This is a genomic window from Bacillus sp. Je.9.29.b, assembly GCF_051129925.1.
GTDB lineage: Bacteria > Bacillota > Bacilli > Bacillales > Bacillaceae > Bacillus > Bacillus safensis.
Map to the genome: position 1 here is coordinate 113,938 of NZ_JBCPSO010000007.1, position 24,414 is coordinate 138,351.

Genomic DNA, 24,414 nt, shown 5'->3' on the forward strand with positions numbered 1-24,414 from the left:
AAAGGGGAGCGTCATGATGTATTTCGTAGACAGAAAAAAGATTGAAGAAACATTACGTTTTTTCGAGGAGCAATATGAGTTGATGCAGAGTCATCAAACATGGACAAGTCCTCTAGAGAAAAAAGCGCTGGAACGAATTGTTCATTTGCTCGTCGAATGTATTCTTGATACTGGAAATGACATGATTGATGGCTTTATTATGCGTGACCCAGGAAGCTATGATGACATCATGGATATACTTGTTGATGAAAAAGTCGTACCAGAAATGGAAGGCAGTCAGCTGAAAAAGCTTGTCTCATCCCGCAGGACACTTGTGCAGCAATATCAGGAAGTGGTTCATCATGACTTATTGCAGGTGATCAGCGAAGTAGAGCAGGCGCTAGAGGTCTTTCCAAGCCGCATCCGTACCTACTTGGAGCAGGAGCTTGGCCCAGTATCAGCGTTTAAATAAACCATTGGAGTTGTGAGCATCATGAAATACAAAGGCTATTTAATTGATTTAGACGGGACAATGTATAAAGGAACAGAAAAGATCGAGGAAGCAGGTCAATTTGTTCGAAAGTTAAATGAGTTGAACATCCCTTACTTGTTTGTCACGAATAACTCATCACGTACGCCAAAGCAGGTAGCGGAAAAACTCGTTTCATTCGATATCCCAGCAACAGAAGAACAAGTTTTTACAACAAGTATGGCGACGGCTAATTATATTGCTGAGCAAAAGAAAGATGCGTCCGTTTATGTGATCGGTGAAGAAGGAATCAAGCAGGCCATTGAAGAAAAAGGGCTGACGTTTGGTCAGGAAGACGCTGATTTCGTTGTTGTTGGAATTGATCGTGGCATTACATATGAAAAATTAGCAGTAGGTGCGATTGCCATCCGTCAAGGCGCACAGTTTGTCTCAACAAATGGAGATATTGCCATTCCAACAGAAAGAGGGCTTTTGCCAGGGAACGGCTCGTTAACATCTGTACTGACCGTGACGACAACGGTTCAGCCGACATTTATCGGAAAGCCGGAATCCATTATTATGGAACAAGCGATGCGTGTACTTGGGACAGATGTGTCTGAGACGCTCATGGTGGGGGATAACTATGATACGGATATTATGGCAGGAATGAATGCAGGAATGGACACATTACTCGTCCATACAGGTGTGACAACAAAAGAGCTGCTTCAGAAGTACGAAAAGCAGCCAACCTATGTCATTGATTCATTATCCGAGTGGATTGAGCGATTATCATAAAAAAAGAGGACAAGCGTTACGCGCGCGTCCTCTTTTTCTTTATTCCGCATTTCTTGCACTATGTGCCAGCCTGCTTGATGCGGCGGCAGCAATAGCGCCGACAATGTCATCTAAAAAGGTGTGGCATTCGCCCGTGGATTTATCGTTGAGTTTTCCGAGAATTCCTGGTTTTTCTTTATCGATATATCCGTAATTCGTAAAGCCGATCGAACCATAAATATTGACGATAGCAAAGGATAAAATTTCATCAACGCCATACAGGCTCTCGTCCGTTTCAAGTATTGATTGAAGCGGCTCAGTCAGCTTTTTTTGCTCGGCGAGTACGTCGAGTTCGACGCCCGTTAATATCGCATTTTGAACTTCACGTTTTGCGATGACACGCTCCACATTGTGGATGCACTCTGTCATGTCTAAGCCAGGATGATATTTTTCCTGTAAAAAGTAGACAAGGTCTGCTATATCTTGAATGGTTACGCCACGTTCTTGTAAACGGCGTCTTGCTGTTTTTTCTACTTCGTTCATCTCATGATGATGCGGCATGTATTCCTCACCCAATCCTCGTAATTTGTCCACAACGTGTAAAAAGCTTCGGATAGTAAATAGTATTCATAAATCCCTCAACCTGCGACTACGATATGATAAGAGATTGATCATAGGAACGCAGGTGAAAACATGAAAGAAACCATCTATCACACATTTGGTATTGATGTTCGTCAATTTACGCCATATGGCAGTTATCAGAGCTTTCAAACGGCGGAGGCTTTCTTCCTCATTGTTCCTGTGTCTCATTTGCGAGAAGAAGAACTCTCAGAGTTGTATCATATCAGTCAGTATTTACTGAATGCTGGAGACCCATACGTCGCTGTGTTTGAATTAACAAATGAAGAGAAACCCACCTTTACTCATGGGAAGGAGCAGTATGCTTTATTAAAAGCAGCGCCTCCGCTCTCAAGCCGCTCGTTTCAGCAAGCGTCAGAGCTGGCAGCCTTCCATGTCAGGGGAAGAGGATTTCCATATGAAGTATCCGAAACAAAACGTGTCGGTGCCTGGAAGGAATTATGGGCAAAACGATTAGATCAGCTCGAAGGCTTTTGGATGCAGCAAATGCATCAAAAACCGCTGGAACGGTTTGAACAAAAATTCATTGAATCGTTTCCGTATTATCTTGGATTAACGGAGAATGCCATTCAATATTTAGTCGATACTGAGCTTGATGATGAACCGAAAGAAGGTGACTCAGGCACTGTCTGTCATCAGCGCTTTTCACGTATGACATGGCCGCATGAGCAGCCGCTTCGTTTACCTGTGGATTGGGTCTTTGATCATCCAACCCGTGATATTGCTGAATACTTAAGAGAAACCTTTGTACAGCATAAGGAGGATTTAATTGAAGAAGGCTTTTCCTTTCTTCAGCAATATGAGGAGGTGACACCTCTTTCCTCCTTTTCAAAGCGTTTGTTATACAGCCGCCTGCTGTTTCCGCTTCATTACTTTGAAATTGTAGAAGGCTACTACATGTCGGGAGAAAATGAAAAGTCATATTATGAAGAGCGGTTAGATTACGTCTTAAATGATGCCAATCGTTATGAATACTTTCTGAAGGTCTTTCAAGAAATGAGTGCCATGCGAAGCGGCGGGAGCCCCATTCCGGCTGTTGGCTGGATTCAGCCTGCAGCTGATTTGAAGTTTCAGTGAACAGACGAAACGTCTCTTTTCTCTTGAGGCGTTTTTCGTTATGCTTAAAGAAATCGATAAAAGGAGTGTTCTTCTTGACGAAACCTTACGTCTATATCACAAGAAAACTGGATGAAGCATCACTTACACCATTAAAAGAAGTCGCTCATGTTGAGATGTGGCCAAGCGAGGATGAGCCGTGTCCAAGAGAAGAGTTAGAAACACAAGCTGCTAAAGCGGATGCGCTTCTCACCATGCTGTCAGATCAAATAGATGAGCCGCTTTTATCAAAGGCTCCAAATATCAAGGTGGTCGCAAACCTTGCTGTTGGCTATGACAATATTGATCTTGAAGCAGCCAAAAAGCACGGAATCACCGTATGTCATACACCAGACGTCTTAACAGAATCGACGGCGGATCTAGCCTTTGCCCTTCTGATGGCATCAGCTAGACGCATTGTCGAGGCGAGTGATTGGATTAAGGATGGAAACTGGACAGGCTGGGGGCCGCTTCTTCTTGCCGGTGCTGATGTTCATCACAAAACACTCGGGATTGTCGGAATGGGCAGCATTGGAACAGCACTAGCCAAGCGGGCCAAAGGCTTTAATATGAATGTCCTTTATCATAATCGTTCCAGAAAACCCGAGGCAGAAGCGCAGCTTGGTGTGACCTATGCGGCTTTTGAGGAACTGCTCAAGCAGTCTGATTTCATCGTTTGTCTGACGCCGTTAACCCCGGAAACGAAAGACATGTTTAATGAAAAAGCATTTGATCTGATGAAGAACTCTGCTTATTTCATTAACGTATCAAGAGGACAGACTGTGGATGAGGATGCTTTATACGAGGCTGTCACAACAGGAAAAATTGCCGGCGCTGGTCTGGATGTATTTAGAGAGGAACCTGTCAGTCCGTCTCATCCGTTAACGACATTACGTAACGTCACAGTCCTCCCTCATATTGGAAGTGCTAGTGTCGAAACGAGAAAAACGATGATGCGTTTATGTGCTGAAAATATTGCGCTTGTCTTACAAGACGAGCCAGCCAAAACGCCGGTTCGATTATAATATAAGGCTTCCCAGCTTTCGGGAGCTTTTCTGACAAAAATATTTTGAAAATATAGAATCTTGATGTAAATAGCTGTTAAGCGGTTTCATTCTGACAATCTCTTATTTTATTACCTTGTCAAAATGAGGATACCCCTTTATAATGTGTGTACATTGAATGTCTGTGTAAGGTTAACAAATGTCTTTTTAGAGAGGACATTTACGGAGAAAGGTGGAATTTCAGGTGAAGGCAATTCGAGTTGGGCTATTAGGATTAGGAACAGTGGGAAGCGGTGTCGTAAAAATTATCCAAGACCATCAGGATAAATTAATGCACCAAATCGGCTGTCCGGTATTAATACAAAAAGTGCTTGTGAGCAATCCCGATAAAAAAAGAGATGTGGATGTCGCAAGAGAGGTCTTCACAACTGAAGTATACGATGTGATTAGAGATCCAGAGGTCGACGTCATCATTGAAGTGATGGGCGGCATTGAAGAGACTAAACAATATTTAATAGATGCGTTAAATGAGAAGAAGCATGTCATTACAGCCAATAAAGATTTAATGGCGCTTTACGGTACGGAGCTTTTACATGTAGCGAAAGAAAATGGCTGTGATCTTTATTATGAAGCAAGTGTCGCCGGAGGAATTCCGATTCTGCGTACGCTGGAGGAAGGGCTGGCCTCTGACCGAATCACGAAGATGATGGGGATTGTGAACGGTACAACGAATTTTATTTTAACGAAAATGAATGTCGATAAAAGCGCATATGAGGATGTCTTAAAAGAAGCACAGGATCTAGGCTTTGCAGAAGCAGACCCGACAGCCGATGTAGAAGGACTGGATGCAGCAAGGAAAATGGCGATTCTTGCAAGACTCGGCTTTTCTATGAATGTAGATTTAGAGGACGTAAAGGTGAAAGGTATTTCTGATATCTCTGATGAGGATATTAATTTCAGTAAGCGGTTTGGCTATACAATGAAGCTGATTGGAATTGCTCAGAGAGACGGAGAGAAAGTGGAGGTCAGCGTTCAGCCAACCTTACTTCCTGATCATCATCCATTATCATCCGTCAACAATGAATTCAATGCTGTGTATGTCTACGGAAGTGCTGTAGGAGAAACGATGTTTTACGGACCTGGAGCAGGAAGTCTGCCAACTGCAACAGCTGTTGTATCAGACTTAGTGGCAGTGATGAAAAACATGCGCCTTGGCGTGAACGGAAGCGGATTTATCGCACCGCAGTTTGAGAAGAAGATCAAATCCTCATCAGAAATATTTGCTCAGCAATTTTTAAGAATTCATGTTAGAGATCAAGTCGGGGCATTCTCCCGCATTACATCTATTTTTTCTGAAAGAGGCATCAGCTTTGAAAAGATCCTTCAGCTTCCTGTGAAAGGACATGATGAGCTGGCTGAAATTGTGATTATTACACATCAGACCTCAGAAGAAGATTTCTCAAATATCCTGCAAAAATTAAACGACCTCGACGTGGTGGTTCAAGTGAAGAGCACGTACCGAGTAGAAGGGAACGGTTTAAGCTGATGAAATGGAATGGACTCATTGAAGAATTTCAAGAATTCTTACCAGTAAACGAATCTACACCTAAACTAACATTAAATGAAGGGAATACACCGCTGATCCATCTCGCCAAGCTTTCAGAAAAGCTGGGAATCGAGCTTCATGTGAAAACAGAAGGCGTCAATCCAACAGGCTCTTTCAAGGATCGAGGAATGGTCATGGCTGTTGCAAAGGCTAAAGAAGAAGGCAACGATACAATTATGTGCGCTTCAACAGGGAATACCTCTGCAGCAGCAGCGGCTTATGCAGCCCGTGCGGATATGAAATGTATTGTCATCATTCCAGACGGGAAAATTGCCTTCGGTAAGCTTGCACAGGCGGTCATGTACGGAGCAGAGATCATTGCCATTGACGGCAACTTTGATGATGCACTGAAAATCGTCCGCAGCATCTGTGAAAAAGCACCGATTGCCCTTGTTAACTCTGTCAATCCTTATCGAATTGAAGGACAAAAGACAGCAGCATTTGAAATCTGTGAGCAGCTAGGCTCTGCCCCGGACGTACTGGCGATTCCTGTTGGTAATGCCGGGAACATCACGGCCTACTGGAAAGGCTTCAAGGAATATCACGAGAAAAAAGGAACTGGACTGCCTGTCATGCGTGGTTTTGAAGCAGAAGGTGCAGCGGCAATCGTTCGAAATGAAGTGATTGAGCAGCCAGAAACAGTGGCAACGGCTATCCGTATCGGAAATCCAGCGAGCTGGAAACAAGCTGTGGCAGCCGCAGATGAATCAAACGGTAAGATTGATGAAGTAACTGATGAAGAAATTCTTCATGCATATCAATTGATTGCACGTGAGGAAGGTGTGTTTGCAGAGCCGGGGTCATGTGCGTCGATTGCAGGCGTTTTAAAGCAGGTGAAATCTGGAGAAATCAAGCCAGGCAGTAAAGTTGTTGCAGTACTAACAGGCAACGGACTGAAAGATCCAAATACGGCTATCGATATTTCACAAATCAAGCCGGTTACACTTGATGCAGATGAAGATCAAATTCTTGAACACTTAGAAAAGGCCGCACGCGTATGAGTGAAGCCTCCATGCTTTTTTCAATCACAGTACCGGGAAGCACTGCCAATTTAGGACCAGGCTTTGATTCAGTTGGAATGGCGCTCAGCCGCTATTTAAAGCTATCGGTCTATGACCATGATAGCTGGTTGTTTGAAGCAGAAACAGATGTTGTGTCTGGAATTCCATCAGGCACCGACAACCTGATTTATCAAACAGCCAAAAAGGTCGCAGATGACTTTGGAAAAACACTCCCGCCTGTTCATGTCAAAGTGTGGAGTGATATTCCATTGGCACGGGGGCTTGGCAGCAGTGCTGCTGCCATCGTAGCCGCCATTGAACTCGCCAATCAGCTTCTTGAATTAAACATGACAGATGATCAGAAGCTCTTTTATGCAAGTGAGGTAGAAGGTCATCCAGATAATGCGGGAGCCTCTTTGTTTGGTGGTTTACTGATTGGTCTCCATGAAGAAGACAAAACACATGCCGTTAAAGTGCAGCATGTGGATGTAGATGTCGTCGTGGTGATTCCTTTTTATGAAGTGCTCACAAAGGATGCCCGTGATGTCCTGCCAGAGGATTTCTCCTATAAACATGCTGTCAGTGCGAGTGCTGTGAGCAACGTCCTTGTAGCCGCCTTAATGACGCAAAACTGGCCGCTTGTTGGAGAAATGATGAATAAGGATTTATTTCATCAGCCTTACCGCACAATGCTCGTGCCAGAGCTGTCGAAGGTAGAGCATGTCGCTTCTCTAAAAGGAGCGTATGGAACGGCTTTGAGCGGCGCTGGGCCGACGATCCTCACCCTAGTGGAAAAAGGGAAGGGAGAAGCGCTGAAAGAGCAGCTAGCCCAAAATTTCCCGCATTGTGAAGTCGATTTACTGACGGTGCCAGTAGAAGGTGTTGTCGTGCAGCATCATCCTGTTAATCAAGTAAAGAACGTGCTGTGAATCTGCATGTTCCCAGCGTGTAGACAAACCCTCGCATTCTTTGTCAGTCCTGCGCGCTGGTGCTCACGAATGTTAAATTCGCTCCGCAAAAGTAGCTGTTCTTCCTAGACTGCAAAGGTTTTCAGGTCACGCTGAAAAGAAGAAAAAGAGCTAAAATAAAGATCATTTTAGCCCTTTTTCAACAATCTGAGAACGTGCTGTGAATCTGCACGTTCTTTTTTATGCTTGTTTTTATGGGAAGAAGCAGGGATTATTATTTAGAGGATCGAACTATTTTTTAAGCATAAAAGGGGGAGATACGTTCATGAAGAAATTGATGACGGCAGAAGATTTAACGAAGATTGTTTCTGTTTCCCATCCAGTTTATTCACCAGATGGAAAAAAGGCAGTCTTTACAAAAGTCACTGTGAATGAGAAAAAAGACGATTACAACATCCACTTATGGGTTCGAGATGAAGAGACAGAGGAGCTGGCACAATGGACATTTGAGGATGGAAAGCATCATCAGCCAGTTTGGTCAAAAGACGGCAGGCAGCTTGCTTTTATTTTACAAAAGCCAAAGGAAGTCCCTCAGCTGGCGCTCATGAAGAGCGAAGGAGGCGGCGTGCGAACCTTAACGACGATTCCTTACGGAGTATCTCATCCTGTTTTTTCCCCAGACGGCGCTTTTCTTTATACGGCTGTGTCATTGAAACAATCAGAATCTGTTCATGATGAAAAAAAGGAAGAGCAAGATGACTTTGCTCCAGCGGTATATGATGATTTGACCTATAAAGCAGATGGAAGAGGCTTTTTAGATGGACGTGTCACGCAGATCGTGAAGGTGGATATCGATTCAGGAGAGATAGAGCCTGTTACGAGTGAGCAGGTTCATCATATGAATCATACGGTTTCTCCTTGCGGCAAATGGCTTGCCTTTATTCAATTAAATCCGCAGATACCTTACATAAGTGACGTGTGTCTTCTGTCATTAGAAGATGGTCAGACAAAAAAGATCACACAAGCAAACGGCGCTTATTCCACCGTATCTTTTTCTCCAAATGGAGAGAGTCTTTTGTATATTGGACATGAGCGCGAATTTCAAAATGCCACCTTCCCATCAATATGGCTGTATGATCTGAAGGAAGAAAAGGCGGTTCAACTGTCAGAAATGCTCGATATGTATGTTGGGAACTGTATGGCAGGAGATAGCGTGATGGGAGAGGTCTATCAGCTTCCGCAGTGGACAAAGGACAGCCAAGGGTTTTATGCGCTTGTTTCTGATCAAGGCAGCACAGGGATTTATTATTTCTCTATTGAAGGTTTAGCCTATCCTGTTCGACTAGAGGCGGAACATATCACCAATTTCAGCCTTCATCCAGATGAATCCAAACTGCTGCTCAGCCGGCTTACACCTGTTTCACCAAGCGAGCTGTATGAGCTGACATTAGGGGAGGCAGAACTAAAGCAAATCACATTCGAGCATCATGATTTTCTAAAGGAGCATATCGTATCCGAACCTGAACCATTTTCTTTTCAGTCAAAAGATGGCGACGAGGTGCATGGCTGGTTTATGAAGCCTTCCAACATGGAAGAGGGAAAGAAATATCCGCTCATTCTAGAGGTTCATGGCGGACCGCATGCGATGTATGGTCATACGTATTTTCATGAATTTCAAATGCTCGCTTCTGAAGGCTATGCCATCGTGTATATCAACCCGCACGGCAGTCATGGGTATGGACAGATGTTTACCGAACGTGTGAGAGGAAACTATGGTGACGTTGATTATGACGATGTCATGCAGGCTGTTGATCATGTGCTCACAGCCTATGATTTCCTTGATGAGACAAGACTTGGCGTGACAGGCGGCAGCTATGGCGGTTTTATGACCAACTGGATTGTCGGACAGACCGACCGCTTTCGCGCAGCTGTCACACAGCGCTCCATTTCAAACTGGATTAGCTTTTACGGTATCAGTGATATCGGTTATTTCTTTACAAGGTGGCAGATTGATGGGGATATTTATGACTCTGTCGATAAGCTATGGGATCGTTCGCCGCTAAAATATGTGAAGCAGATGAACACGCCGCTGCTCATCTTGCACAGTGATGAAGATTATCGCTGCCCAGTTGATCAAGCAGAGCAGCTTTTTGTGGCCTTGAAGGAGCTTGGGAAAGACACAAGATTGGTCAAATTTCCGAAGGCATCTCATGATCTATCCAGAAGCGGCCACCCGGGGCAGCGTATTCAAAGACTGACTTTTATAAAGGAATGGTTTAGAGAAAAGCTAGCCTAATAAAAAACGACCCAAATCGGGCCGCTTCAGCGTGCTGACAAACCCTCGCATTCGGTGTCAGTCCTGCGTGCTGGTGCTCACGAATAGAAAATTCGCTCCGCGCCAGTACTCGTCCTTCCTAGACTTCAAGGGTTTTCATATCACGCTGAGGCTAAAGCCTTTATCAATCATGAAAAAAACGACCCAAATCGGGTCGTTTTCATGTCATATATGAATTAGAAAACCTGTTCAACTTCTACAACGCCAGGCACTTCTTCTAATAATGCGCGCTCAATACCGGCTTTCAATGTAATGGTTGAACTTGGGCAGCTGCCGCATGCACCAAGAAGACGTAATTTTACAATGCCATCTTCAATGTCTACAAGCTCACAGTCTCCACCATCACGTAATAGAAATGGACGAAGTTTGTCCAGTACTTCCTGTACTTGGTCTTTCATTTCGACTTCAGTCATTAGATATAATCGCTCCTTTCACAACATATCACCATTATATTCATCTGGACGATAAAAATCTATTGATTGGTTTCAAAGTTTCCTTCTCATTATAGCACAATCTCATCTTGAAACAAAAAGTGATTTTGACTTTTTTCATCCAGAAAATTCAGCTAAAATGAAGAAAGAATAGGGGGCTTATCAAATGAACAAAACCGTCGATCTTTATGTATATGGAAGAGATGTCTTGTGCGCTAGCTGCGTGAATCTGCCTTCTTCAAAAGATACGTTTGAATGGTTAGATGCAGCATTAAAACGAAAATATCCGAATCAGCCATTTCGCATCACATATATTGATATTGAGCACCCGCCAGAAAATGAACAACAAAAGGAATTGTCTGAACGAATTCTTGATGATGAATTCTTTTATCCGCTTGTTTTAGTAGAGGATCAAATCGTTGGAGAGGGCAATCCAAAATTAAAAGACATTTATCAAGAAATGGAGAAATACGGGTACAAGGAGAGCAGTGAATAAGCTGTTCTTTTTTTGAGAAATATAAACGAACAAACGTTCTTTTTTGGGTTGAAAAAGAACGTTTGTTCGTTTATAATGAAATGAAAGGAGTGTGAGCATCATGAATTATTTACTAAAACAATCTCTTCATCAGCAAATACCGATTGAGATGATTTATATGAAGAAAAACGGAGAGTGCACGAAGAGAAAAATCATTGTACACCGTCAAACGGATCAGCTTATCCAAGCGTATTGTTTATCGAAGAAAACGATGAGAACCTTTCGTAAAGACTGCATTCTTGCTCTTGCTCCGATCAAATGGACCAACTCATCGGCACATGCCGTTTCATAGAAAAAAGCTCCCTCGTCACGAAGGAGCTTTGAGAAAAAATTCACATGATTTTAGCCATTGTGATGCTTGTACATCCAAAGGAGTCCAGATTTCAGGAGTCTTGGCACCCGGCCAACAAGTGGACGATCAGCCACTAAGCCAAAGCCGGCTTTTTTCCCTAAAGAACCTAAAACACCTTTTAGCTTAAACTGTGGATAAGCCTCAGGAAGCGGCTCATTTTTCCAGCGTTTTTGCAGAGATTGGACAATTTGTTCTGCCTGCGCCTCAGCAAGCTGTGCACTTGGGGCATGAGGCAGACTTGCGCAGTCACCTACAACATATACATGCTCATCCCCAGGGAGATTGTGATGAGGAGTTAATACGACGCGGCCTTGTGCGTCTTTTTCAACATCCATCTCTCGTACCACTTTGCTTGGCTGTATTCCTGCTGTCCAGACGATGACATCAGCTTCAATCGCGTTATCATGGTTATAAACAAGACCTTCTTCAACCTTTGTAATATTGGCACAGTTAATGATCTTTACGTCATTTTCTTCAAACCACTTTTGCACATACAAACTTAATCTTTTTGGGAAGCTTGATAGAATCAGCTCTCCGCGGTCAAAAAGAATAATGTTTAAATCAGCACGGCTTTCTCTTAATTCACTGGCCAGCTCTACCCCGCTAAGTCCAGCACCGACGATGCAAACCGTTGCACCTGCGCTCAAATTGTTTAATTTGTTATACGCATGTCTTGACTGATCAATGGTTTGAATGCTGTATGTATGTTCTTTCGCACCAGGGACATTATGATACTTGTCCTCGCAGCCGAGTCCAATCACCGTATCATCATACGGAATCGGTTCACGGTCGCTGAATAAGATCTGTTTGTTTTCAATATCAATTTTTTCTACTTCCCCGTATTGAATATCCAGCTTCGGATGCTCTGGAAAAGATACTCGAATGTGATGATCAGAGATCGTTCCAGCAGCAAGTGCATAATATTCTGTTTTTAAACAGTGGTAAGGATTTCGATCAATTAATGTGATAGTGACATTATCAGGTAATTGATTTGGCAATAAGCGGTGGAGAACCCGCATATTCCCGTAACCTCCGCCGATCAAGACTAAATTTTTCATGACGATTCTCCTTTTCCCCGTAGACATTGAAAAACACTTATACTAAAAAACTTTAAGTTAAAATACCAAATAAAATTATATCGAATTTACTGTGAAACCACAATAATTGTTTCAAAATAACCTACATATTCATCAGTTAGTCCTAAATAGTAAAACATTTTATGAGGAATAGGCGTAACGATATAGGCGAAGCTCATATTTTGACTAATACAAGGAATTTCGGTAGGATGGTAAGGCAATGTGAGGTGAAGCACAGTGTTTCCACTGATCGAATTTTGTGTAAGTAATCTTGCACAAGGGTCTCAAGAAGCAAAAGAGAAGCTTGAAAAAGACCCAAACCTAGACGTAATGGAATACGGCTGTTTAAGCTATTGCGGCAAATGTATGGACTCCCCATTTGCGCTTGTGAATGGAGAATTTGTTTCAGGAGAAAATGCAGAGCAGCTAGTCGAGCGTATTTATGCATTTATAGAGGAAAACGACATGTTTTAAATGCACCACATGGGTCATGAGGTGCATTTTTTTCACATTTCCAGCTTCCATTTTTAAGGAGAATCAATAGAAAGCGCATCCAATATGTTATGCTAATAAAATATCATCAATATGAAGCATCACACGAGAGAAAAAGAGGCATATGCATAATAAAAGCCCTTTGCCATGGCAGCAAAGAGCTTCTATGTATGAAAAACGGGGGATGATAAGATTGTCTCCTGAATCGACTCCTTTTATACTATAAAGAAACAACATTTTTGGAGGAAGCTCATGACATCATTTCAATTCACGAAAATGCACGGATTAGGAAATAATTATATTTACGTCAATCAGATGAAGGAACAGCTTCCAGAAGAACAGCTATCAGAGATAGCGATCCGCGTTTCTTCTGTTTATACAGGAATCGGTTCTGACGGGATGATCCTGATTTGCCCATCAGATGTTGCACCTGTGAAGATGCGCATTTTCAACAATGATGGATCTGAGGGCAAAAACTGTGGTAATGGGCTGCGCTGCGTTGCAAAGTATGTGTATGAGCATCAAATTGTGACGGACTCAACGTTCCAGATTGAGACATTGTCAGGACTCGTTGAAGCGACCGTTCACGCTCAGGATGGTCACGTTCAGCTAGTCACAGTAGATATGGGAAAACCACGTTTTGAAAAAGAAGCAATGCCGATGCTTGGTGAACCGGCTAGCACAACGATTAATGAGCCGCTTGATTTTGGCACTGCGAAATTAAATGGAACGGCCGTTTCGATGGGAAACCCGCACATCGTTTTTTATTTAGAGGACATAGAAAAAGCGCCGCTTCATACACTTGGTCCGATCATCGAAAAGCACGACATGTTCCCTGAAGGCGTCAATGTAGAATTTGTTGAAGTTGTCAGTGAAACAGAACTGCATTTTCGCGTGTGGGAAAGAGGTTCAGGGATTACCCAGGCTTGCGGAACTGGGGCCTGTGCTGCGGCTGTATCCACAATTGTGAATGGTCAGGCAAAAAAAGAAACAGACATGACAGTTCATTTAGCAGGCGGAGACCTCATCATTCGTTGGAAAGACAATGACCATGTGCTCATGACAGGACCTGCTGAAACGATTTGTGACGGCACATTTTATCTCTAAACCATTTATTTGAGAAAAGGCATCATCACGTTTATAATTGAAAAGAAACATCCAGTCAAAAGGAGGGATGATCATGAGTACACCAGTAACCATTACAGAAGCTGCTGCACTGCAGATTAAAGATATGATGAAAGAGCATGAAGAAGAAAATGCGTTCCTTCGAGTGGGCGTAAAAGGCGGCGGCTGCAGCGGTCTTTCGTACGGCATGGGCTTTGACCATGAAGTCTCAGAGAAAGACACGCAGTTCGAACAGCACGGCATCAATGTCCTTGTCGATTCTGAAAGCCTTGATATCATGAACGGAACCATCATTGATTTCAAACAATCACTAATGGGCGGCGGTTTCACGATTGACAATCCAAACGCCATCGCGTCATGCGGGTGCGGTTCTTCTTTCAGAACAGCGACGAATACCGGTACGCCAGAAGAGTGTTAAGGGTTAAAACGATTCATTCTGTAAAACCATTTGTATAATGAAGACCTCCTCAAATTAATCATATTCTTGAGGAGGTTTTTTGTGTTGTTTTTAAAGATTTAAAAAAAGGACATGACTTCAATCACTCAGCACGTCCTCTTTATAAAGATATTTAATTAGAAAAAAGCTCGCAGTTTCTTAGTATTTCCTCTGTTCCAAGTAAGGTCGCTTCTTCAATCCCTACCTTATTAATTCTCATGAAAGATTGTACAGCTTGATAACCTACTGCATAACCAGCAAAGGGTGATAATCCTACAGGATGAAAGCCTTGTTCTTGGGCAATGATATCACCAAACATATAACTGCTGACGTCACCAAACCCCTTCATATGTAAAGCCTCTTTCATCACTTCTTTAGAATAGTCTAATTCCTCTTTATTAAAAGAAGTGACCCAAGGCCCTAAAACATGTTCACCATAAAGTTCTTATGCAAATGATTCAGCTAAACCCTCTATAATTAAATAATCTCCAACCGTGACGTTTCCGTAATCCCATTCAAAATGTGAAAAACGGATATTATGATGGAATTCATGTGCAATGAGAGCAGGAATTCTTGGGATATTATATGAATTTGGATATAGTGATACTTGAATAAATCCAGGAATTCCTCCAAAGCCACAATATCCTTTTTGCAGTTCAAGCTTTTTCGGATCAGCTATATATAGACCAAATCTCAACTCATCAGCATTTATTTGAAGGTTGTGCTTTTTGATGAAATCCATACAATGGTTTAAGGTCATATCTGCTGTTTGAAGAGCCTGAATTTCTTGTAGTTTTTTTAATGCCTGTTGTCCAGTTTGTGTATCTGTTACATCAAGATAGCCAAGCATCTTGGTTGCCATTATTACATCATAGCCATTTTGCTGTTTAGCTTTTAGCGGAACGTTTATCATCTTCCACATCTTTTCAAAAGGTTTCATCATGGTGTGTCGGAAAAAATGCTCTTGATTGTGTTTGGTTGAGAATAACGTTTCGTATTAATCGATTGTATTCTCAATCATCATTTTCAAAGCTGTCCCCTCTTTTATGAAGAGTAGTAAAGACTTTCATCGCTTCGCTCATAAATGATGCCAAGCCCTCACCATAACGATCTATATTCTTTGTGAAACGTTCATCTTGAATATAGAGTTGGCCTAAACCGTAAAAAGCATCAAGAGAGTAATAACTGAAGTTTTCGTTTAAAAAGTCGTACCATTGTTTGATGACGATTTGCACCTCTTTGGATTTAGGAGAATGGCTGCGAAGAGAGGCTAGCTTGTTAAATATACTATCCCAGCTATCGGATAATTCAATTTGTTCATCTTTAGACAAATGATTTAGTTTTGAGCTGACTTCATCAACAGCTTGATGTCCCCAACGGTGACGAGCTTCTTCTTCATATTGACTAAATTTCATATTCATATTCTCAAACCTTTCTTTATAGGTGTATTGAGTTTCTCCCGTTAAATGCTGTAGCGTTTTATCAATATTTCTGATCATTTTATCGAGATTATTTCGTTTCTCTATTAACATTTTTCTTTGTAGCATAAATGCTTCTTTCTTGTTAAATGAAGGATTGTGCATCATTTTGTGAATTTCCTTCAATGGAAATCCAAGTTCCCTGAAAAATAGTATTTGCTGCAATGTTTCAAGGTTTTCTTCTGAATAAAGTCGATAACGATTTTCTGTGACTTCACTTGGGGTCAATAAACCAATCTTGTCGTAATGATGAAGTGTACGAATGCTAATACCAAATAATTCAGCTACTTCTTTTACTTTCATTTCAATTCACCTCTCTTGATATCCACTATAAAATATGACGTTGCGTTAGGGTCAATCATCTTTTTAAAAATTTATATCATTGTTGATCTTGTTTGAAGCAGTGAATTCAAGGAGCTATGTTTTTTCGCAAATCGCTCAATTTTGTTACAGCTGGCCCGAACAACTGGCTATTTCCACTCGAAAAGAGTATCATGAGAACCAAACATAAACTGTAGTGAGAAAAGAGGTTGCTGAGGTTTGAGTGAACAAATCAATTGCAGGAACTGTCATGAACTGATTCCGTATCGTTCCAAAACGTGTCCATCTTGCGGGATTGAGAAGCCGCTTCCGAAAAAGGAACGTGTGAAGGATCGGGTGATTTTGGTTGTGGCAGGAATTGTTGTGGTGCTGCTTGCTGCAATGGTACTTGGAATGGCAAATGCCTATATTGGGATTTTTAAATAAACGAAAAAGGAGTTCCGCGAGTGGGAACTCCTTTTTTGATCCGCTCTTATTTGTTTTCAAATAAGCTTGTGGAATGGAGAGGCTGTACACGGGCTTTCGGGTCCATGTAAGCTTTCGCATTGTTGACAGCAGTTGGTGCTTCACCAAATCCGCTTGCAATCAATTTGACTTTTCCTTCATACGTACAGATGTCTCCTGCCGCATAGAAGCCTTCAATGTTTGTTTCCATTGTAGATTTCACCACGATGGAGTTCTTTTCGATTTCAAGGCCCCATTGTTTGATTGGTCCAAGGGAGGAAACAAAACCGAAGTTGACGATCACGTCGTCCACATCAAGCACTTGTTTTTTGTCGCCTTTGACTTCTTCGAGCACGATTTGTTCAATGCGGTCTTCACCAATGAGCTCAGTTGGTACAAATGGTGTCAGTACATTGACTTTCGAGTTGTGCAGGTTTTCTACACTGTGCTCATGCGCGCGGAATTTATCGCGGCGGTGAATAATGGATACTTCTTTTGCGATTGGTTCAAGCATAAGTGCCCAGTCCACCGCAGAGTCTCCGCCGCCAAGAACGGCCACACGTCTGCCGGCAAATTGGTTCAAGTCATTAATGAAGTAATGCAGGTTGCTTCCTTCAAATGATTCTGCTGCATCTAGCTCAAGCTTTCTCGGTTGGAATGCACCGTTACCAGCTGTGATGATAATTGTTTTAGAATAATGAATCTCTTGATTTGTCACAAGTTTAAAGATCCCATCTGCTTGCTTTTCAACCGTTTCAACTGCCTGCTCTAAGCAAATGGTTTGATCAAATTTATCCATTTGTTCCTTTAAGTTATCAACTAATTCTTGTGCGCGGATTTTTGGAAATCCAGCCACATCATAAATATATTTTTCAGGGTAAAGAGCGGATAGTTGACCGCCGAGCTGAGGAAGGCTTTCAATGATTTTCACACTTGCCTGTCTCATGCCTCCGTAAAACGCAGTAAACAATCCAACTGGGCCGCCCCCGATAACGGTAATGTCATATACCTTAGAATCTTCTTGCATTCCTTTAATCCTCCCAAATGAAAATTGTTATCACTATATCATATCATACCACATATCGTCGTTTGACTTGTTTTGAAAAACTTGTCGTTTTTTGATGCTGAAGCTTTGAAAAGGAGGAAAAAGTGAGAAAGACCGTTTATCATAAGGATTTTCAGTTTAAAGCCTTGAAAATTGGAGCAGAACTCGCTATTATTGTTAAGGGAACTAAATATTAATTTTTTATGAATTTTTGTCGGATACGGTCAAATGCTTTCGTTTTATGTAGGTGAAAGTTCAGATTTTCACATACTTATTTTTTTGTTTAAATTTCATAAAATGCCGCAAAGCGGTTGAGAATAACGATATGTAATTCTTTATCCGTTTTACAGCAAATTTAAAAAAGGTGGATGTGATTCCAGTGAATAAACCGAAAATCGTTGTATTAGGTGCAGGTTATGGCGGATTAATGACTGTAACAAGATTAACAAAACAGCTTGGCACAAATGATGCGGACATTACTCTTGTGAACAAGCATAATTATCATTACGAAACAACATGGCTTCATGAAGCAAGTGCAGGTACACTTCATCATGACCGCTGTCGTTATCAAATCAAAGATGTGATTAACAGTTCCCGTGTCAACTTTGTACAAGCAACAGTTGAAAGCATTGATAAGGAAGCAAAGAAAGTTGTGACATCAGATGGCGAACTTTCTTATGACTACCTTGTTGTTGCACTTGGTGCTGTTCCTGAAACATTTGGTATTGCAGGACTGAAAGAATACGCATTCTCAATCTCTAACATTAACTCTGCTCGTCAGCTTCGTGAGCACATTGAGCTTCAATTTGCAACGTATAATACGGATGCTGAAAAACGTCCAGAGCGTTTGACAATCGTTGTCGGCGGCGCAGGATTCACAGGTATTGAGTTCCTTGGTGAGCTTGGAAACCGTGTGCCTGAGCTTTGCAAAGAGTATGACATTGATCAAAAAGACGTGCGTATCATCTGTGTAGAAGCTGCGCCAACAGCTCTTCCTGGATTCGATCCAGAATTGATCGACTATGCGATGAACTACCTTCAAGGTAAAGGTGTTGAGTTCAAAATTGGTACAGCGATCAAAGAATGTACGCCTGAGGGGATCATTGTTGGAAAAGACGATGATACAGAAGAAATCAAAGCTGCAACTGTTGTTTGGGCAGCAGGTGTACGCGGTAACCCAATCGTTGAAGAAGCTGGTTTTGAAAACATGCGCGGCCGCGTAAAAGTTTCTCCAGATCTTCGTGTACCAGAAAATGATGATGTCTTCATCATTGGTGACTGTTCATTGATTATCAATGAAGAAATCAACCGTCCATACCCACCAACTGCACAAATCGCTATGCAGCAAGGTGAGACAGTAGCGAAAAACCTTGCAGCACTAGTAAAAGGCGGTTCTCTTGAAAGCTTTAAGCCAGACATCAAAGGAACAGTTGCTTCTCTTGGTGAACACGACGCTGTAGGTGTTGCGTTTGGTAAAAAACTTCAAGGAACAAAAGCTTCTGCAATGAAGAAAATCATCGACAACCGTTCTTTATTCATGGTTGGCGGACCAGGACTTGTTCTGAAAAAAGGAAAATTCAAGTTCTTCTAAACCATCATAGACAAAAACGTGTATCCTCGTGATACACGTTTTTTTATAAGTTGTGGTATATTTTCTCACTTGGTCATTGACGGCAAAATATGTTATGATGAATTATCAGAAAATTTAGATTAAGGAGTGAGCAATATGAATGCACAAACAAAGGAAAAAACATCAACCTGTCAATATTGTTCAGGAAAAGGGTATTTTCAGTTATTGCTCGGCGGATCTGAAACGTGTGAGGAATGTAAAGGGACAGGAAAGAAGCGTTAATCGATCTGCTTTTTCCATTGATTGACTTCATCTCTATTTCCAAGTTAAACTAATGATGGGATATTTGGGGGTGGAGATGAAGTGATCAGTTTACCAGTCGTTATCATTTCAGTTATTTTATTTTTCGTGTTATTCTTCGGCATTGGTTTTTTGCTCAATATGCTGCTGAGAATGTCATGGATTATGGCTATTTTATATCCAATTGTATGCCTTTTCATTATCAACAATCAAAAGATGATCGCTTATGTAAGAGAGCCTGGCACCGCTTTTTCAGGAATAGGAGACCGGATTGTCTCACTCGCTGCGGCAGATATCATCATCTTATTAAGCGGCCTGATCGGTGCAATCACATCAGGTTTTGTCATTAATGCACTACGAAAAAGAGGGTATCAAATGTTTTAACTCACTTGTGGACACGCAAGTGGGTTTTTTTGTTTCTCCTTTGCATAGTTTCCATTTTGTTTGGAAACAAATAGATGGGTAGAGGAGTGACAAATAGAGATGAAAACATGGATGAAACGATTGTTCATGACCGCCCTATTCATGCTTGCACTTTTGACAAGCTTTATGGGCATATCTGGAGTCGAACCAAGTGATTTAGCTGTATGGGTGAAAGAGACCGATGCGGGCAAGCAAGTATCTTCTTTTTTTCAGCAGCAAAAAAGGGAAACGATGGCACTCAAAAGTGAAGATTCGCGGGCTGTTTCTCTCGAAGAAGCGTTTAATTGGAACGATTACCCGAAACAGAAAGTTGTTGCAACCGGCTATACAGCAGGTGTGGAATCAACAGGCAAAACGAAGGAACATCATGCATATGGCATTACATATTCAGGCGTCAAAGTGAAACGTGATTTATACTCAACAGTGGCAGCCGATCCATCTGTTTTTCCAATTGGAACGGTGCTGTTTATCCCAAACTATGGCTACGGTGTGGTTGCAGATACCGGCAAAGCCATTAAAGGTCATAAGCTTGATTTATACTATGAAACCGTTGATGATGTGTATAGAGAATGGGGTAAAAAAGTGCTCGATGTGTATATCATCAAAAAGGGTGAAGGGACGTTAACGGAAAAAGACTTAAATCAGCTTAATGAAGCAGAATCGATGCAAGTATTCCGTCAGCAGTTTCAAGCCAATAAAGAATAAAAAAGCTTTGGGCCGTTTAAGGTCCAAAGCTTTTTCGCTTCTACATGAAGTAATAATCTAAGATGAGTGTCAGCAAGATCCCTGTTAAGCCGCCGAAGAAGACTTCAATCGGCTTATGACCAAGAAGCTCTTTTAATTTCTTTTGCTTTTCTTTTTCTTCCGCATTTGGGAAATTCTTTGCTTCGGAAACAAATCGGTTAAAATCTGTTACGAGCTTGTTGAGAACAGTCGCCTGTTCTCCTGCCTGTCTGCGAACGCCTGTCGCATCAAACATCGTAATAATGGCAAAGATGGCGGAAATGGCAAAGATAGATGTATCTAGCCCGTGCTCTAAAGCCACTGCTGTTGAGAGTGCTGTTACTGCTGCGGAGTGTGAACTTGGCATTCCGCCTGTGCTTGTAATGAGCGACCAATCTAGTCGTCTAGAAATGATAAATTGAATCGGTACTTTTACAAATTGAGCAAAAAAGATGGCTGCAAGGCTGGCAAGCAGCGGAAAATTCGTCAGTACGCTCATGAACAAGAAACATCCTCTCTTTAAGAAAAAATATCGTGCGAAATGGTGGACTAAAAATCCTAGTATGATGAAAAAATGATAGCAGTAAAAAAAGCTGCCAAGTCCATGTTCATTATAACATTAAAGAAAGTAGATGTGGAATGAGGAGAACACGGACAGGCTGCTCAGGTTTCGCTGCTTTTTCATGATGCCCTTCCGCGTATGAAAATATAAATGTTCATCAAGTAAAGACAGTCTGGCAATGATCGTATAGGCACGCAAATTTTGATATAATAGAAGTTCCAATGTGAAAAATGGAGTTCATTAAGGAGCGTGTGATAAATATGTTTTTCTCGACAAATGAATTGCAGCATAAAGATACACTGGCGATCGGACTTTTTCAAAAGAGCCAATTATTAGGAAAAGCAAAAGAAATGGATGAATTACTTGAAGGAAGAATCACTGAATTATTAAAAGAAGGCGACATTTCTTCCAAACGAAATCAGCTTACGAAGTTTTTCCCATCCCCTGAAACAGGCATCAAACGCATTTATTTTGTCGGGCTTGGGAAGGAATCAGATTACACGTTTGAAGAGGCAAAAGAAGTGTTTGCCCATTTATTCAAAAAGCTTCATCAAGATAAAAAGCAAGCGGTTTCTGTCTTGCTGGATACGTTTATTGGAAAGGATCTGCCTGCTCAAGATGCGGCCCATGCCCTTTCTGAAAGCTGCCTTTTAGCTACATATGAATTACAGGATTTTAAACATAAAACAAATGAACCGGATCGTTTTATCGAGTTTGTTTATGCAATGACAGAGCATGATCAAGCTGAAATTCAGGCGAGTTTGAAAGTCGGCGAAGTGTACGGACAGTCAGTCAATTCGGCTCGTACCCTTGTGAATATGCCGCCGAACATGCTCACATCCTCTGATCTGGCTTCGTATGCGGCAGAGCTTGCATATAAATATGAATTTGAGATTGAAATCTTAGATAAAGAACAAATGGAAGAGCTCGGAATGGGCGGTATTTTAGCCGTCAATAGAGGCTCAACAGAACCTCCAAAACTCATCGTGCTGAAATATCAAGGCAAGGAAGAATGGACAGACGTCATCGGCCTTGTCGGTAAAGGCATCACGTATGATACCGGCGGCTATTCTTTAAAGCCAAGAGCAAGTATGGTTGGCATGAAAACAGATATGGGCGGCTCAGCCTCTGTTCTAGGCGCAATGGAAATCATCGGAGAACTTCGTCCAGAGCAAAATGTCATTGCGGTCATTGCCTCAACCGATAATATGATTTCAGCAGACGCTATGAAGCCGGATGATGTCATCGTGTCACTAAGCGGTAAAACAATCGAAGTGCTCAATACGGATGCAGAAGGCCGTCTTGTTTTAGCAGATGGGGTGACATATGCGAAGCAGCACGGTGCCTCTGTCCTTGTAGATGTGGCCACATTAACAGGCGGTGTCATTGTGGCGCTTGGAAATGAGACAACAGGCGCAATGACCAATAACGATGAGCTGTACGCTCAGTTTAAAGAAGCATCAGAAGAATGCGGTGAAATGATCTGGCAGCTGCCCATCACGGAAAAAGATAAGAAACGAGTACGAAACAGCAAAATGGCGGATCTCAATAACTCACCAGGCCGTGATGGTCATGCGATTATGGCAGGTGCTTTCATTGGAGAATTCGCAGAGGATACGCCTTGGGTTCATTTAGATATTGCAGGAACTGCAACAACAGAAAAACCTTCATGCTTTGGACCAACAGGGGCAACAGGAGTAATGGTGAGATCACTCGCAACATTTGTGGAACGATTTGAAGGAACAAAATAAAGGAGAAGGCTCTGCCAAGTGGCAGAGCTTTTTTATGTAGGACATACGCCATTTGACGAAGTTTTTTTTCTATGGTAACATACGTTGGTACTTTAATTATCTACTACATTAGTAAACTAAAGGATTTCGGGGGTTTCACCATGAATGCAGTTGTTTTAGCGGTTGTTTTAATGTTGATATTAAGCTTGCTGCGGGTCAATGTCGTGATTGCGCTGGCAATAGGTGCTTTAGCTGGCGGACTTGCAGGTGGATTAGGCTTAGGAGGAACAGTGGACGCCTTTACGAACGGACTCGGAGGAAATGCAACAGTGGCGATTAGTTATGCGTTATTAGGGGCATTTGCTGCGGCATTGACGAAAACAGGTCTTCCAGATGCCATGGTTGAAGGAGCAGTGAAGCTTTTAGGAAAAGAAGGCGATTCAAGACGGAAAACACTATCAAAAGTGCTCATCGTTCTTGTCATTTTGATCGTGTCTTGTTTTTCACAGAACGTCGTTCCTGTTCATATTGCCTTTATCCCAGTCTTAATTCCGCCGTTATTAAAGGTGTTTAACGAGCTTCAAATTGACCGCAGACTGCTAGCGTGTGTCATGACCTTCGGACTCACTGCACCATATATATTACTTCCAGTCGGTTTTGGACAGATTTTCCACGGAATGCTTCGTGACAATATGAAGGAAGCGGGTCTGACCGTAGACCTTGCAGATATTCCGTATGCGATGCTGATTCCTGTTGCGGGTATGGTTCTTGGATTGATCGTTTCCATTTTTGTGTATCGAAAGCCGAAAGTATATGAGGATCGTGAAATTACAGATGTAGAAAAATCGGCTTATACGAAAAAAAGCTTATTCTTTGCCGGTCTTGCTATTCTCGTTTCCTTGATTGTCCAGCTTTATTTATCGCAAAGCCTTGGTGTGGAAGGAATGATCTTCGGTGCACTCTCAGGACTGCTTGTCTTGTTTGTGACTGGAATGATGAAACGCGATGAAGCAGATGAACTGATTACATCTGGAATGAATATGATGGCATTTATCGGTTTTGTCATGCTTGTTGCCGCTGGATTTGCCAATGTTTTAACAAAAACAGGAGACATTGAAGCTCTTGTCAAAGCATCTTCCCAATATATTGGCAATAGCCACAGCCTTGCAGCGATTTTAATGCTGCTCGTTGGCCTGGTTGTGACAATGGGGATCGGATCATCATTTGCAACGATTCCGATTATTACAACCATCTTTGTTCCACTTTGCTTACACTTAGGTTTTAGTCCAATGGCTACCATTGCCATTATTGGCTCTGCTGCGGCTGTTGGAGATGCAGGTTCACCTGCAAGTGACAGTACGCTTGGACCAACATCTGGATTGAATATGGATGGACAGCATCACCACATTTGGGGAACTTGTGTCCCGACTTTTATCTATTATAATATTCCGCTTGTTCTGTTCGGCTGGCTGGCGGCCATTATTCTGTAAGATGAAAAGCTTGTAGAGAAAACGATGATGTTTTTTCTATAAGCTTTTTTGTTGTTCGCAGATGAAAAAAT

The 24,414-nt window shown here is 42.0% G+C and carries 25 protein-coding genes and 2 pseudogenes; 20 read left to right on the top strand and 7 right to left on the bottom strand.

Going from position 1 to position 24,414, the window contains the following annotated elements:
- Positions 1-16: 16 nt before the first annotated feature.
- Both AAZR19_RS15150 and AAZR19_RS15155 read left to right on the top strand, forming a co-directional pair.
- Entirely contained in the window at positions 17-451 is a 435-nt protein-coding gene (locus AAZR19_RS15150; protein WP_434703643.1) for a DUF86 domain-containing protein, read from the top strand.
- An 18-nt stretch (positions 452-469) separates the two neighbouring features.
- Positions 470-1,243, top strand: a complete 774-nt coding sequence (locus AAZR19_RS15155) for a TIGR01457 family HAD-type hydrolase (protein ID WP_434703713.1) — start codon at positions 470-472, stop codon at positions 1,241-1,243.
- Positions 1,244-1,282: 39 nt separating this feature from the next.
- Here the strand turns inward: AAZR19_RS15155 and AAZR19_RS15160 are convergent, their stop codons facing one another.
- Positions 1,283-1,783: a phosphatidylglycerophosphatase A family protein gene (locus AAZR19_RS15160; RefSeq protein ID WP_025094161.1), complete on the bottom strand. Its 501-nt coding sequence runs from the start codon at positions 1,781-1,783 to the stop codon at positions 1,283-1,285.
- A 132-nt stretch (positions 1,784-1,915) separates the two neighbouring features.
- On the opposite strand from AAZR19_RS15160, the gene yutH reads away from it, so the two are divergent.
- The 6 genes from yutH (at position 1,916) to AAZR19_RS15190 (ending at position 9,771) form a co-directional block, all read left to right on the top strand.
- On the top strand, positions 1,916-2,938 hold the full coding sequence (gene yutH, locus AAZR19_RS15165) for a spore coat putative kinase YutH (protein ID WP_226014945.1): 1,023 nt from the start codon (positions 1,916-1,918) through the stop codon (positions 2,936-2,938).
- Positions 2,939-3,012: 74 nt separating this feature from the next.
- Positions 3,013-3,981 carry a 2-hydroxyacid dehydrogenase gene (locus AAZR19_RS15170; protein ID WP_041107668.1) on the top strand — a complete coding sequence of 323 codons (969 nt, stop codon included), beginning with the start codon at positions 3,013-3,015 and terminating at the stop codon, positions 3,979-3,981.
- Positions 3,982-4,204: 223 nt separating this feature from the next.
- The gene (locus tag AAZR19_RS15175) at positions 4,205-5,506 is read left to right on the top strand and encodes a homoserine dehydrogenase (protein WP_041107666.1); all 1,302 of its coding nucleotides are present in this window, start codon (positions 4,205-4,207) and stop codon (positions 5,504-5,506) included.
- A complete protein-coding gene (gene thrC, locus AAZR19_RS15180; protein ID WP_024423361.1) occupies positions 5,506-6,567 on the top strand; it encodes a threonine synthase in 1,062 nt (353 codons plus the stop codon). The genes AAZR19_RS15175 and thrC overlap by 1 nt, the downstream gene beginning before the upstream one ends.
- Positions 6,564-7,496, top strand: a complete 933-nt coding sequence (thrB, locus tag AAZR19_RS15185) for a homoserine kinase (RefSeq protein WP_024423360.1) — start codon at positions 6,564-6,566, stop codon at positions 7,494-7,496. Before thrC ends, thrB begins: the two co-directional genes overlap by 4 nt.
- 304 nt (positions 7,497-7,800) lie before the next feature.
- A complete protein-coding gene (locus AAZR19_RS15190; RefSeq protein WP_434703647.1) occupies positions 7,801-9,771 on the top strand; it encodes a prolyl oligopeptidase family serine peptidase in 1,971 nt (656 codons plus the stop codon).
- Positions 9,772-9,986: 215 nt separating this feature from the next.
- Here the strand turns inward: AAZR19_RS15190 and AAZR19_RS15195 are convergent.
- A pseudogene (locus AAZR19_RS15195) lies at positions 9,987-10,286 on the bottom strand (NifU family protein).
- A 121-nt stretch (positions 10,287-10,407) separates the two neighbouring features.
- Between AAZR19_RS15195 and AAZR19_RS15200 the strand changes: the two are divergent.
- Positions 10,408-10,737 (top strand): YuzD family protein, encoded by a 330-nt coding sequence (locus tag AAZR19_RS15200; protein ID WP_034282615.1) that lies wholly within the window; start codon positions 10,408-10,410, stop codon positions 10,735-10,737.
- Positions 10,738-10,837: 100 nt separating this feature from the next.
- Positions 10,838-11,068, top strand: a complete 231-nt coding sequence (locus tag AAZR19_RS15205; RefSeq protein WP_065215216.1) for a hypothetical protein — start codon at positions 10,838-10,840, stop codon at positions 11,066-11,068.
- A 50-nt stretch (positions 11,069-11,118) separates the two neighbouring features.
- Here AAZR19_RS15205 and AAZR19_RS15210 read toward each other — a convergent pair whose 3' ends face one another.
- Positions 11,119-12,186 carry an NAD(P)/FAD-dependent oxidoreductase gene (locus tag AAZR19_RS15210; RefSeq protein WP_395894055.1) on the bottom strand — a complete coding sequence of 356 codons (1,068 nt, stop codon included), beginning with the start codon at positions 12,184-12,186 and terminating at the stop codon, positions 11,119-11,121.
- 255 nt (positions 12,187-12,441) lie between these two features.
- Between AAZR19_RS15210 and AAZR19_RS15215 the strand changes: the two genes are divergently transcribed.
- From AAZR19_RS15215 to AAZR19_RS15225, 3 genes are all read left to right on the top strand, one after another.
- Positions 12,442-12,678 carry a YuzB family protein gene (locus AAZR19_RS15215; protein ID WP_008346813.1) on the top strand — a complete coding sequence of 79 codons (237 nt, stop codon included), beginning with the start codon at positions 12,442-12,444 and terminating at the stop codon, positions 12,676-12,678.
- Positions 12,679-12,948: 270 nt separating this feature from the next.
- Positions 12,949-13,803, top strand: coding sequence for a diaminopimelate epimerase (gene dapF / locus AAZR19_RS15220; RefSeq protein WP_434703651.1), 855 nt, complete (start codon positions 12,949-12,951; stop codon positions 13,801-13,803).
- A gap of 73 nt (positions 13,804-13,876) precedes the next feature.
- Complete coding sequence (locus AAZR19_RS15225; RefSeq protein WP_024423354.1) at positions 13,877-14,239, top strand: HesB/IscA family protein; 363 nt, start codon at positions 13,877-13,879, stop codon at positions 14,237-14,239.
- 151 nt (positions 14,240-14,390) lie between these two features.
- On the opposite strand, the pseudogene AAZR19_RS15230 reads toward AAZR19_RS15225, so the two are convergent.
- Positions 14,391-15,281: pseudogene (locus tag AAZR19_RS15230) on the bottom strand (DUF2268 domain-containing protein).
- On the bottom strand, positions 15,271-16,038 hold the full coding sequence (locus tag AAZR19_RS15235; protein ID WP_434703653.1) for a MerR family transcriptional regulator: 768 nt from the start codon (positions 16,036-16,038) through the stop codon (positions 15,271-15,273). Before AAZR19_RS15235 ends, AAZR19_RS15230 begins: the two are co-directional and overlap by 11 nt.
- 237 nt (positions 16,039-16,275) lie before the next feature.
- Here AAZR19_RS15235 and AAZR19_RS15240 point away from each other — a divergent pair, with 237 nt between their 5' ends.
- On the top strand, positions 16,276-16,482 hold the full coding sequence (locus AAZR19_RS15240) for a hypothetical protein (RefSeq protein ID WP_024425965.1): 207 nt from the start codon (positions 16,276-16,278) through the stop codon (positions 16,480-16,482).
- Between the two features lie 46 nt (positions 16,483-16,528).
- On the opposite strand, the gene yumC is transcribed toward AAZR19_RS15240, so the two are convergent.
- Positions 16,529-17,527, bottom strand: a complete 999-nt coding sequence (gene yumC / locus AAZR19_RS15245) for a ferredoxin--NADP reductase 2 (RefSeq protein ID WP_034282604.1) — start codon at positions 17,525-17,527, stop codon at positions 16,529-16,531.
- A 391-nt stretch (positions 17,528-17,918) separates the two neighbouring features.
- On the opposite strand from yumC, the gene AAZR19_RS15250 reads away from it, so the two are divergent.
- From AAZR19_RS15250 to AAZR19_RS15265, 4 genes are all read left to right on the top strand, one after another.
- Positions 17,919-19,136 (top strand): NAD(P)/FAD-dependent oxidoreductase, encoded by a 1,218-nt coding sequence (locus AAZR19_RS15250; protein ID WP_024423350.1) that lies wholly within the window; start codon positions 17,919-17,921, stop codon positions 19,134-19,136.
- 135 nt (positions 19,137-19,271) lie between these two features.
- Positions 19,272-19,397 (top strand): YuiA family protein, encoded by a 126-nt coding sequence (locus tag AAZR19_RS15255; protein WP_157840088.1) that lies wholly within the window; start codon positions 19,272-19,274, stop codon positions 19,395-19,397.
- Between the two features lie 81 nt (positions 19,398-19,478).
- On the top strand, positions 19,479-19,799 hold the full coding sequence (locus tag AAZR19_RS15260) for a YuiB family protein (protein WP_024423349.1): 321 nt from the start codon (positions 19,479-19,481) through the stop codon (positions 19,797-19,799).
- Positions 19,800-19,898: 99 nt separating this feature from the next.
- A complete protein-coding gene (locus AAZR19_RS15265; protein WP_076839931.1) occupies positions 19,899-20,543 on the top strand; it encodes a 3D domain-containing protein in 645 nt (214 codons plus the stop codon).
- Between the two features lie 40 nt (positions 20,544-20,583).
- Here the strand turns inward: AAZR19_RS15265 and AAZR19_RS15270 are convergent, their stop codons facing one another.
- On the bottom strand, positions 20,584-21,060 hold the full coding sequence (locus AAZR19_RS15270) for a divergent PAP2 family protein (RefSeq protein ID WP_024423347.1): 477 nt from the start codon (positions 21,058-21,060) through the stop codon (positions 20,584-20,586).
- Between the two features lie 323 nt (positions 21,061-21,383).
- Here AAZR19_RS15270 and AAZR19_RS15275 point away from each other — a divergent pair, with 323 nt between their 5' ends.
- Both AAZR19_RS15275 and AAZR19_RS15280 read left to right on the top strand, forming a co-directional pair.
- Positions 21,384-22,874 (top strand): leucyl aminopeptidase, encoded by a 1,491-nt coding sequence (locus AAZR19_RS15275; RefSeq protein ID WP_434703656.1) that lies wholly within the window; start codon positions 21,384-21,386, stop codon positions 22,872-22,874.
- A 140-nt stretch (positions 22,875-23,014) separates the two neighbouring features.
- Positions 23,015-24,343, top strand: coding sequence for a Na+/H+ antiporter family protein (locus tag AAZR19_RS15280; protein WP_326149123.1), 1,329 nt, complete (start codon positions 23,015-23,017; stop codon positions 24,341-24,343).
- The last annotated feature ends 71 nt before the right edge of the window (positions 24,344-24,414 follow it).